Genomic DNA, 10,181 nt, shown 5'->3' with positions numbered 1-10,181 from the left:
GTCATTCCGGGTTGGCCCACCTGCCGGCACCCTCATCAAGGCGGTGCCAGAGGTCGTCGTGGGGACTGTAACGACCGGGCGTTGGCCGGCATTCCAACCTGCGCGACCTGCCCCGAGGGGGCGGGCGGCGGGCCGGTGGTACTGCGATCGTCAGGGTATGTAACGACCCCGCCCCGGCCACGATTCCGACCCACGAGTGCATCCGGTCACCGCCCAGAAACCCCCGGTCACGGACAAACCACCCACCCAGCGCCGCGTCCAAGGCGTCGAATCGACCCTCACCCGCGTGATCCACTCGGGTTCACGGAAGTCGGGGCATCCCGGACGGCCGGACACCCCGACATCATGAAACCCGAGTCGATCACGAATGGGTTGACCGCGCAAAGGCCGCAAGACACACCGAAGCCGCACGCCGAGGCCGCAGATGGGCAGCTGGCGGACACACGGGCTGGGCAGCGCCTCACCGTGACCGTGTTGAAGGCCGTTCGCCGGTGTTACCCACCCCGCCTGGGAAGAGACTGTCGCCGGTAAACCGGTAAAGGGGTGCGGGCCGGGCTGACCCTCGACGCGGCAGCGCTGGACGTTGGGCGTACCGCTCGGTGTCGACGTTGACACCGGCGGGCATGGCCGGACCGACGACGGCCGGGGACGGCGCTGGCGGGCGTCCATCCGAACAGGCTGGCGCCCGTCGGAGTGTTCCGACGGGCGCCAGCTTGCGTGCTGTCCGGGCGCGGCCCGGTGGGTGTGGATTAGTGCGCCGCACCACCGAAGCGCTGGCGACGACGCCAGGCCAGGGTCAGCAGCAGCATCACCGCTCCGGCGCCGACCAGGCCGCCACCGAGCTTCATGGGCGTGCCGAGGCTGTCACCCGTGACGGGCAGCGGCTGCTTCTTGTGCAGCACCCGCAGCTCGGTGGTGGCGGTACGGCCGGACTCCCGGCCCGTGGCGGTGAAGGTCAGCAGACCCGTCACCGACGGCTTGTAGCTCTTGGTGAAGCGACCCTGGGCGTTGGTGTACGCCGTGAAGTGCAGGGGCGCGCTCGCCTGGTAGGCCACCGGAGCCATTGCCACGGTGCTGCCGTCGCTGCGGCGAGCCGGAGCCGCGCCGCCGGCCGGAGCGGCCTGCGGAGTGACAGTCACGTTGATGTCGACGGTCTCGTTCGGACCGAAGTTGGTGCCGGTGAGCACTACCGTCTCGCCGAGGTAGATCGTCGGCCGGTTGACGGTCAGCGACGCGGCGGTCGGCGGGTACGGCGGCGGTTGCGGCGGGTCGGTCGTCGCGGTGGGCTGCGGCTGCGGCTGTGCCGCCCCCGCTGCCGTCGGCACGGCCACCACGGCCAGGCCGACCGTGAGCGCCATGATGATGCGGGATAGCCGCATGATTTGGTTCCCTCCTACTGATCACAGCTTGGTGCGGAATGAACTTGGGTGGTCCAGGGGCTGGCGGTGGGGGTCAGCCACAGCTCGGCCTGCCCAACGCCGGTCTTGGCCGTCAGCAGGGTGACCTCCAGTGCCCGCTCGGCGCCGGGGCCGACATCGACGCTGGCCGTCGCCACCTGACGTCGGCGTTCGGTGCCGCTGCCAAGTGCCGTCTCGACCCCGTCCAGCCGGGCCTCCAGCACCGCGCCGCCCGCCGGGCTGAAGATCGACACCAACGTGCGGGCGGTGTACGGATCGCCAGCCAGGCCCAGGCCGAGGACGGATTTGCTAAGTCCGGACTTCGGCGCCGTTGAGCGCAGGGTCACCCGTAGCCGGAGCTCACGGCGGCCGTCCGATCGGCACTCGCCGACCGTCAGGTTCGCCGTCGGCCGCAGGTAGTAGCCGAGCTTCGCGCCGCTGCCGTCGTTGAGGAACACGCCGACGGTCGGCACGGTGTCCTGTTCCGGAAGCGTCCCGGCCATCCGGCTCTCGCCGAATGTCCGCTGTTCCTCAGGTCGGGCACTCCAGAACAATATCCGGCGTTCGGTGATAGCACGGTCAAATGCGGACAACAACACCCGTGGGTTGACATTCTTCTTGAAAAAGGCGTCGAACACCGCGGACGCCGACGCCGCGAAGAACTCGTCCTGCTGTTTGACGTCGAGACTCTGGTAGCTGTCGTTGAGCAGGGTCTGCACTACCTTCTCGCTGGCGAGCGGGACACCGCCGGGCACCAGCACCGGACCGGTCGCCTTGAGCAGATAGGACAGCACCACCGGATCAACGGCGAGCACGCCGTCGACAGTGGTGCCGGTCTTGCGCCGGAACATCTCGCGGTACAGCGTGGCGGCGGTCGGGAAGTGCGGGGACAGGTTGACGTCGGCGGGGTAGATGCCGGGCAGGTCCGTCCAGAGCGCCCGAGTCTCGGCGGGCACCTTCAGCGCCGGGGTGAACTGACCGAGCGAGGACGTGCTGCCCTGCTTGCCCATCTTCACCTTGCCGTTCTCCGCCTCGATCATCGCGTACGCGCCGAACATGCCGCCGGTGGCGCGCAACTCGGCGAGGTTCTGCGAGACGAGCAGGTAGCGGCGTGGGCCGTTCGCGCCGAGCAGCGGCGGGAGCAGGCGGGCACCCTGATCGGCGGCCGTGGTGAGGCTGGCGAGGCGGTCGATCTCGTCGCGCAGGTCGCTCAGCGCCTGCCGGATCTGACTGACCAGACTGTCGGCCGGCACCGCCGCCAGGTTCTGGCGGGTACGTTGCACCGACTCGTGCACCCCGGACAGCTCCGTGGAGACGGCGGCGAGCCGGGCGAGGTCCACGCGGCCGCCGGTCGGCACCAGGCTGGCCAGGTCCGTCCGGAGCAGGGTCGGGAACGCGTGCCGGGCCAGTTCGTCGATGGCGACTGCGATCTGCGCGACGGCGTCGAGGTCGTCGCCGGCGATCGGCGTACGCCGTCCGAGCTCCCAGCTCGGGTCTGCCGTTGCCGTACGAGCCGCGCCGGCCTGCTCCTGAAGGGCGGCGAGCGTCCGCAGGGCGCGGTCGGTGTCCCCACCGACGATCTGGGCGCTCAACTCTCGGGCCAGGCCGGCGGCGTTGAGCAGGTGGGTGCGCGCCTGCCAGCCGCGGAAGCCGATCCACCCGCCGGTCGCCAGCAGCAGCGAGCCAACCACGAGGGCGCCGAGGAGGGCCCGTCGCAGTCGGGCCCGCCGACGACGCCGGGACCGGCTCCGTCGCCGGATCGGACGTTCGCTCACCGTCACACCACACTCCCATTCGCGGAACCGGACAGAAGGTCGATTCCCTGACGTTCTTAGCACGCCTGAGGGAAGTTCGTACCGTTATCGCAATTGTCGTCCCTTAAGCGAGCTTTCTTCGTGGTTCAGCGGCGGGCTCTGCGACCCGTCCGGCGGCCTCGTGCAACAGCCGTTCGATCTGGTCCACGCCTGCGGGCAGCGACATCTCGCGCAGGTACGCGGCCCTCCCCCGGCGACCCATCTCGGTGCGGGTCGGCGGCGGAATGGTGGCTGCCAACCAGAACCTGTCGGCCAACGCCGCCCAGTCCTCCGGCGGGCAGGACAACCCAGCCCGAGCCCGTTCGACCAACTCGGCCGTGTCCCCACCGGCGGAGGCGATGACCGGCGCGGCGCAGGAGAGCGCGGCCTGGAGTTTGCCGGGCACAGTGCCGCGCAGCTCAGGAAGGTCGCGCAACATGACCAGCTGGTAGTCGGCGGCGGCGTACAGCTCGGGCATGTCGACCGGCGACCGCCGCTCCAGGAAACGGACGTTCTCCGCCCCCAGCTCCGCGGCGAGCCCCCGCACCCGCCGCTCCGCCGCGCCGGAACCGACCAGAACCAGATCCATCGTCCGGTCCAGTGCCGCGGCCGCACGGACCGCGGTCTCCAGTCCCTGGCGCGCCCCTATGGTCCCGGCGTGCATCACCACGCACCGACCGTCACGACGGACCAGCTGGCGGGCCGCCGCGCCGGGTGTCGCCGGATGGAAGATCCGCTCGTCGGTCCAGTTCAGCACCAGTCGGACCCGGGCCGGGTCGGCGCCGGCGGCGACCACCAGGTCCTTCATCGACGGCGCCGCGACCGCGATTCGCGCGGCGCTCCGGTAGATCCGGGTCATCGTGCCGCGCATCCGCGCCGCCCAGCGGCCCTCGCTCCCCTCGTCCGCGCCGTCGCGGGTCCAGACGTCCTGCACGTGCAGCACCGCCGGCACCCGCCCGAGCAACCGGAGCACCCCGGCGGCGGCGAACGTCGTCGCCGGCAGTTGAAAGACGTAGAGCGCATCCACGTCTCCCAGGAACCGGCGTGCGACCAGCCCCGCGCTGCCGGCGAAGGAGAGGTAGCTGGCCATCCGGCCGCCGACGGACGCGGCACCCCCGGGGTACCGGGGCACCCGTCGGACGCTCAGCCGTTGGCTGTGCGTCTCGTGGTGCCACCGCTGCCGCCAGCCGGGATAGACGTGGCCACCGGGGTAGTCCGGGAAGCCGGTGAGGACACGCACCTCGTGCCCACGCGCGGCCAGCTCCTCGGCGAGGCTCCCCGGGATGAACGCCGGCTCGGGCGGAAAGTGGTACGACAGGATGCCGATCTTCACCGGCGCGCCTCCGTCCCACAGGGATCGCCGGCGACCGGCGCGGCACCACGACCGGCCGGCGTGCGGCGCGCGTACGATGCCGACAACCCCTCCCCGCGCGACCTCCGGCGTCGACGCACCGCCCCCGCGGTGCGAGCGCCGGTGTCCGTACCGATGAGAGGGGCACCGATGGCTGATCGCGTGTTGTTCGTCTGCCACGCCAACCTGTGCCGGTCACCGATGGCCGAGTACCTGGCCCGCCGGCTGCTGGCCGACCGACCCGTCGAGGTGGCCAGCGCCGGCACCGACGCGATCGACGGGCTGGCCATGCACCCGTACGCCATGGAGGTCGCGACCGAGATCGGTGCGGACCCGGCGGCGTTCCGGACCAGGGGGCTGCGCCCCGAGCATCTGGTCGACGCGACGCTCGTGCTGACCGCGACCCGACGCCAACGCTCGATCTGTACCTCGTTGGCGCCAGGAGCGCTGCACCGCACGTTCACACTGCGCCAGTTCGGCCGGCTGGCCGCGGCGGCCGAGCCGCCCGCCGACTCGGCCGACGACCCGCTGCGGGCGGCGATCGCCGCCGCCGCCCAGGCCCGGGGACGGCTGCAACCCGCAGCCCCGGACGAGGACGACCTTCGGGACCCGATCGGCGGTACCGCGGCCGACTTCCGACGCTGCGCCGAGGAGATCGAACGGTCGCTGCGACCCCTCGCCGCGCTCATCGGGGCAGCCGGGTGAGTTCCTGGGTGTGGTCGGGGACGCCGTTGACCCCGTCGGCTGTCGCGCTGTGCCGGCCGGACGCCGCCCGGTCGGCGGGCACCGACGCCTCGGCAGTCGAGGCCACCACCCGGTAGGCCTCGTACTGGTACGCCTCGGCCTTGGCGACCTTGGCCATGTTCAGCACACAGCCGAGCAGCCGGACCGAGACCGAGTGCAGTGACCGGGCCGCCGCAGCGACCTGGGTGCGCGAGGTACGGCCCTGCTGGGTCACCAGCAGCGCGCCGTCGGCCTGCACGGCCACCACCACGCCGTCGGTCACCGCGAGCAGCGGCGCGGTGTCGATGATCACGATGTCCGCCGACTCGCGCAGCGCCAGCAGCAGGTCCGACATGGCCTTGGAGCCGAGCAGCTCACTCGGGTTCGGCGGGGCCGACCCGCTGGGCAGCACCAGCAGCGACTTGTCGCCCCAGCGCTGCACGACGTCGCCCACCTTCACGTCGCCGACCAGCACGTCGGTGAGGCCGACGCCGGCGTCCAGGCCCAGGTAGTCGTCGACCTTCGGGCGGCGCAGATCGGCGTCGACGAGCAGCACCCGCCAGCCCGCCTCGGCCAGGGCGATGGCCAGGTTGCAGGAGAGGGTGGTCTTGCCCTCGCCCTGCAGGGCGCTGGTCACCGCGATGACCCGGGCAGGCTCGTGGACGTCCACGAAGCGCAGGTTGGTCCGCAGCTTGCGGACCGCCTCGGCGCGCGCCGAGGTCGCGGCGTCGCCCACGATGAGCGGGGCGCTGCGGGCGTTGGCCTCGAACGGAATCTCACCGAGCAGCGGGCTGCCGGTGGCGCGTTGCAGGCCGGCGGCGTCGCGCAGTCGGACGTCGGCGACGCCGCGCAGGATCGCCAGACCGATGCCCAGGATCAGGCCGACCAGGCCACCGAGGGTGAGGTTGCGGACCGGCTGCGGCGAGACCGGGTTGGCGCTGACCCGCGGGCCACTGACCACCTCGATCTTGATGGGCGCCTTGCCCTCCGGCGTCGTCTCCACCTTCTGTACGAGTTCGACGAACTTGTTGGCGAGGCTCTCCGTCACGCGCAACGCGCGGGTCTGGTCGGTGTCGGTGACCGATGCCCGCAGCAGAACGGTGCCGGTCTCGGTGGAGGTGCTCACCCGGCGCTGCACCTCGTCCGCGGTGAGGCCGACCGGAGTTTCGGCCACCACGCTCTGCGCCAGCCGGTCGCTGCTGAGCAGGTCGGCGTACGACTTGACGCGCTGCTGGAGGAAGAGCCCGCCCTGGTAGGCGTCGGTGACGCCGGTGTTGGGGGTGGTGACGAAGAAGGTCACCGAGGCGACGTATCGAGGTTGGGCCCGTACGGTCAGGAACGCCGAGACGCCGAGAGCCACCATGACCGTGACCAGCGCGACCCACCAGTGCCGACGCACGTGGCGCAATTGGCGGAGCAGGTCCATCAGGAGCGCCCCCGTGCCGGTCCGGTTACGGCAAAGAACTTCACGAAAACCCCCAAGGTCGTCTCTAAACTCGTGAAACCATTAAAGCGGCTCATACGGCTTATGTCCGGAGTTACCTATATTCCGGGTGCGAGATGTGCGCCCGCATGACCAACCCGACAAACGTCCATTCGGCAGCGGCGACAACTGGGAAAAGTCGAAGCCGCGATCGAACGGCGTCCGATCGGCCCAGCGGTCGCCGCCGGCCGCACCGCCGGATAGGGTCGACAGCGGTGTGCCGGGAAGTCTGGTCGGCGAGTGGATTCCTGCCGTCCCGACTCCTGTAGGTGAGCCCGAAGTTGACCTCCCCCACCCCGCCGACAGGCCAGCGTCCGCCGAAGATGCGGCTGTTCTCCCGATCGTCCTGGCCGCAGGCCCGGCACCTGGCCGAGGTGCTGCGCACCGAGACCGTCGGTGGCGCGCTGCTGCTGTCAGGCGCTCTGATCGCGCTGATCTGGGCCAACTCCCCGTGGTCCGACTCGTACACCCGGCTGGGCGACGTCGTGCCCTGGCCCGGCGCGCCCTGGCACCTCGACCTGAATCTGGCCACCTGGGCGGCCGACGGCCTGCTGGCCATCTTCTTCTTCGTGGTGGGCCTGGAGCTCAAACGGGAGTTCGTCGCCGGTGACCTGCGCGACCCGCGCCGAGCCGCGCTGCCGATGGCGGCCGCGCTCGGCGGGATGCTGCTGCCGGCGCTGATCTACGTGGCGGTGGTGCTGAGCGGGGGCGGGGAGGGCCTGCGCGGTTGGGCCATTCCGACAGCCACCGACATCGCATTCGCGCTCGCCGTACTCGCGGTGGTCAGCTCACATCTGCCCCAGGGCCTGCGCGCATTCCTGCTCACCCTCGCGGTGGTCGATGACCTGTTCGCGATCATCATCATCGCGATCTTCTACACCGCCGGCTTCCATCCCGTTCCGCTGCTCGCCGCGTTCGCGGCGATCGGGCTCTTCGCGGCGCTGGTGCAGCGAGGGCGTACCTGGTGGTGGGCGCTGATCCCCCTCGCAATCGCCGCCTGGACACTGATGCACGCCTCGGGCGTGCACGCCACGGTCGCCGGGGTCCTGCTCGGCTTCACGGTCCCGGTGCTCGCCCGTCGACCGGCGGGCGGCGACCAGCCGACCACCGGGAACGAGCAGGCGGGCACCGCGGAGGCGGGCGAGGGTGGGCTCGCCGCCCGCCTGGAGCACCGCTGGCGGCCGGTGTCGGCCGGCTTCGCGGTGCCGATCTTCGCCTTCTTCGCCGCCGGGGTCACACTGCGCGGCACCGACCTGGGCGCCCTGCTACGCGACCCGATCGTGATCGCCATCGTCGCCGGTCTGGTGTTCGGCAAGAGCATCGGCATCTTCGGCTCGACGTACCTGCTGGCCCGGTTCACCCGTGCCGAACTGGACGAGGACATCACCTGGGTCGACCTGCTCGGCATCGCCCTGCTGGCCGGCGTCGGCTTCACCGTCTCGCTGCTCATCGGCGACCTGGCCTTCGGGGCGGGCAGCACCGCTGGCGAACGGGTAAAGGCGGCAGTGCTGCTCGGCTCGGTGATCTCCGCCGGGCTGGCCGCCACGGTGCTCGTCCGCCGCAACGCGGCGTACCGGAGAGTGGCAGAGCGGGAGCGGCTGGACGCCGATGGGGACGGCGTACCCGACGTCTACCAGCATCCCGACGCCCGCTGACCGCATCGGCGCGATTCAGCGAACGCGAAGCGCCAAGGGGCGGCGCGGCGAGCGCGTCTTCGCCGCCGTGCCGCGCCGCCGCACCAACCGCGCGGGCTGGCGTTCAGCGGCGACGGTCGGCGGGCGGCAGGTCCTCGGTCTCCTCGACCAGCGCCTCGGCCGTCGGCCCGGTGAGGTCGTCGCCCGGCACCGCCACCGCCTCGACGCGATCCTGCTCGTCGGGCTTCCCGCCGGGCGGAGGCTCCGGGGCGGTGGCGCCGCCGGCGTAGCCGTACTCGTTCGGTTCGTCGTGCCGGCTCATGTGGTCATCCTCCCGCTTTTCCCGTTTCACCTGTCGAGGCCAACGGTAGGTGGTGATCGTCCTCCGCGCAGGGCGCCGGGGATTGTCGGCCGGACCATGGGGGTCGGCGGCTGAGCGCCGCCCCGAGCAGCTGACGCAGGGCGATGATCGCCACCGCGCCGGCCAGGCCGTTCCACCCCGGCTCGCCGGCGAGGTGCAGCAGGCCGGCCGCGGTGAGCAGGTCCAGCACAACCCGGACGCCGCGGCGCAGCGCCCCGGTGGTGAGCGTGGTGAGCACCCCGGCGACCAGCGCCAGGGCGGTGACCGCCGTGACCAGGGTGCCCGTCACGGTCGACGCTCCCCCTCGGCCACCTGACGCTGCTCCTGACGGATCTCGCGGCCCAGGAAGTAGTTCAACGCCGTTCGGATCGTCGCGATGGCGGCCAGTTGGCCGATCTGCGTGAACGACGGGGACACCGCCGTGCGCAGCACGTCGGCCGCCAGCTGGAATTCCAGGCCCAGGGTCAGAAAGCGGCCCAGCGAGAGCCGGATCGGCGTGAAGCGGGCGGCGGTGCGGTGTCGCAGCCCTTCGACCACGAACCGCACCGCCGCCCACACCGCACCAACGAAGATCACCAGCGCGCCGGCCACCTCCACCACGGCAACCAGCACCTGGTCGCCCTGGCGCAACAACTCGGCCGGCTCCACCCCGGGCCGTTACCCGCCCTCCGGGCAGCTAGTCGGGGCTCAGGTCAGCTCGTTCACCGCTTCCAGGATCAGCCAGAGACCGGAGATGGCGAAGAGGATCGCGGCACCGTACTTGATGGTCTTCTCCGGTAGCCGCCGGCCGAGCATCCGGCCGACCAGGATGGCCAGCGCGTCGGCGGCCACCATGCCGATGGTGGAGCCGAGCCAGGTGCCGAACCAGCCGTACTTGGTGGCGAGCGTGATCGTGGCGAGCATCGTCTTGTCGCCCAGCTCGGCGAGGAAGAACGCCACGGACACCGCGACCAGCGCGGTCTTGTTGGTCTTCTCCGCCTTGCGTTTCTCCTCCTCGGTGAGCTTGTCCCCGCGCAACGTCCACGCACCGAACCCGAGGAACGCCACGCCGGCAACCAGGGAGATCCACTCGGTCGGCAGGACCGCCCCGAGACTCGCGCCGATGGCGACCGACGCCAGGTGCACCACGGCTGTGGCGACCGTGATGCCGATCAGCACCGGAATCGGTTTGAAGCGCGTGGCGAAGGTCAGCGCCATCAGCTGGGACTTGTCCCCCAGCTCGGCGACGAAGATGACGCCGAAGCTGACTACCAGCGCGGCGAAAAATCCCTCCATGACATCCTTCCCGTTCACGCCGGGAGGAGGTACAGGGGCGCCCTCGACCCGGCTGCAACAGCCTGAGTCGAAGGTCTCGCCCGCCCCGAGAAAACCGGGGCCGCGTGGCCGGATGCGGAACGCACCAGTATGTCGACCACGACATTGGGGGCTACTCCCCTTCG

Annotated in this window: 10 protein-coding genes; 2 read left to right on the top strand and 8 right to left on the bottom strand. The window is 71.2% G+C overall.

What is annotated here, in order from left to right:
- Positions 1-749 precede the first annotated feature (749 nt).
- From MED01_RS31160 to MED01_RS31150, 3 genes are all read right to left on the bottom strand, one after another.
- On the bottom strand, positions 750-1,379 hold the full coding sequence (locus tag MED01_RS31160) for a hypothetical protein (RefSeq protein WP_238672044.1): 630 nt from the start codon (positions 1,377-1,379) through the stop codon (positions 750-752).
- A gap of 14 nt (positions 1,380-1,393) precedes the next feature.
- A complete protein-coding gene (locus MED01_RS31155; RefSeq protein WP_238672043.1) occupies positions 1,394-3,172 on the bottom strand; it encodes a DUF4012 domain-containing protein in 1,779 nt (592 codons plus the stop codon).
- A gap of 103 nt (positions 3,173-3,275) precedes the next feature.
- Positions 3,276-4,523, bottom strand: coding sequence for a glycosyltransferase family 4 protein (locus MED01_RS31150; protein WP_238672042.1), 1,248 nt, complete (start codon positions 4,521-4,523; stop codon positions 3,276-3,278).
- 168 nt (positions 4,524-4,691) lie between these two features.
- Here MED01_RS31150 and MED01_RS31145 point away from each other — a divergent pair, with 168 nt between their 5' ends.
- Positions 4,692-5,246, top strand: coding sequence for an arsenate reductase/protein-tyrosine-phosphatase family protein (locus tag MED01_RS31145; RefSeq protein ID WP_238672041.1), 555 nt, complete (start codon positions 4,692-4,694; stop codon positions 5,244-5,246).
- Here the strand turns inward: MED01_RS31145 and MED01_RS31140 are convergent.
- Positions 5,227-6,690, bottom strand: a complete 1,464-nt coding sequence (locus MED01_RS31140; RefSeq protein ID WP_238672040.1) for a tyrosine-protein kinase domain-containing protein — start codon at positions 6,688-6,690, stop codon at positions 5,227-5,229. The two genes, MED01_RS31145 and MED01_RS31140, sit on opposite strands and share 20 nt — an antisense overlap.
- 338 nt (positions 6,691-7,028) lie before the next feature.
- On the opposite strand from MED01_RS31140, the gene nhaA reads away from it, so the two are divergent.
- On the top strand, positions 7,029-8,402 hold the full coding sequence (gene nhaA / locus MED01_RS31135) for a Na+/H+ antiporter NhaA (protein ID WP_372493762.1): 1,374 nt from the start codon (positions 7,029-7,031) through the stop codon (positions 8,400-8,402).
- Between the two features lie 103 nt (positions 8,403-8,505).
- On the opposite strand, the gene MED01_RS31130 is transcribed toward nhaA, so the two are convergent.
- From MED01_RS31130 to MED01_RS31115, 4 genes are read right to left on the bottom strand one after another with little or no spacing between them, the layout of a single operon-like run.
- On the bottom strand, positions 8,506-8,703 hold the full coding sequence (locus tag MED01_RS31130; protein ID WP_238672039.1) for a hypothetical protein: 198 nt from the start codon (positions 8,701-8,703) through the stop codon (positions 8,506-8,508).
- Between the two features lie 4 nt (positions 8,704-8,707).
- Positions 8,708-9,031, bottom strand: coding sequence for a hypothetical protein (locus tag MED01_RS31125; protein ID WP_238672038.1), 324 nt, complete (start codon positions 9,029-9,031; stop codon positions 8,708-8,710).
- On the bottom strand, positions 9,028-9,390 hold the full coding sequence (locus tag MED01_RS31120) for a DUF1622 domain-containing protein (RefSeq protein ID WP_238672037.1): 363 nt from the start codon (positions 9,388-9,390) through the stop codon (positions 9,028-9,030). Before MED01_RS31120 ends, MED01_RS31125 begins: the two co-directional genes overlap by 4 nt.
- A 39-nt stretch (positions 9,391-9,429) precedes the next feature.
- On the bottom strand, positions 9,430-10,017 hold the full coding sequence (locus MED01_RS31115) for a TMEM165/GDT1 family protein (protein WP_124854391.1): 588 nt from the start codon (positions 10,015-10,017) through the stop codon (positions 9,430-9,432).
- Between the last annotated feature and the right edge of the window lie 164 nt (positions 10,018-10,181).

It is taken from the genome of Micromonospora alfalfae, from assembly GCF_022230925.1.
GTDB lineage: Bacteria > Actinomycetota > Actinomycetes > Mycobacteriales > Micromonosporaceae > Micromonospora > Micromonospora alfalfae.
The sequence above is the reverse complement of the archived record's forward strand: the minus strand, read 5'-3'. Positions and strand labels throughout refer to the sequence as shown.

What these genes read in the sequence shown, in the direction of transcription:
- MED01_RS31160 (WP_238672044.1), bottom strand. Translation starts at nt 1,379, where the DNA reads ATGCGGCTATCCCGCATCATCATGGCGCTCACGGTCGGCCTGGCCGTG.
- MED01_RS31145 (WP_238672041.1), top strand. Translation starts at nt 4,692, where the DNA reads ATGGCTGATCGCGTGTTGTTCGTCTGCCACGCCAACCTGTGCCGGTCA.
- MED01_RS31140 (WP_238672040.1), bottom strand. Translation starts at nt 6,690, where the DNA reads ATGGACCTGCTCCGCCAATTGCGCCACGTGCGTCGGCACTGGTGGGTC.
- MED01_RS31130 (WP_238672039.1), bottom strand. Translation starts at nt 8,703, where the DNA reads ATGAGCCGGCACGACGAACCGAACGAGTACGGCTACGCCGGCGGCGCC.
- MED01_RS31115 (WP_124854391.1), bottom strand. Translation starts at nt 10,017, where the DNA reads ATGGAGGGATTTTTCGCCGCGCTGGTAGTCAGCTTCGGCGTCATCTTC.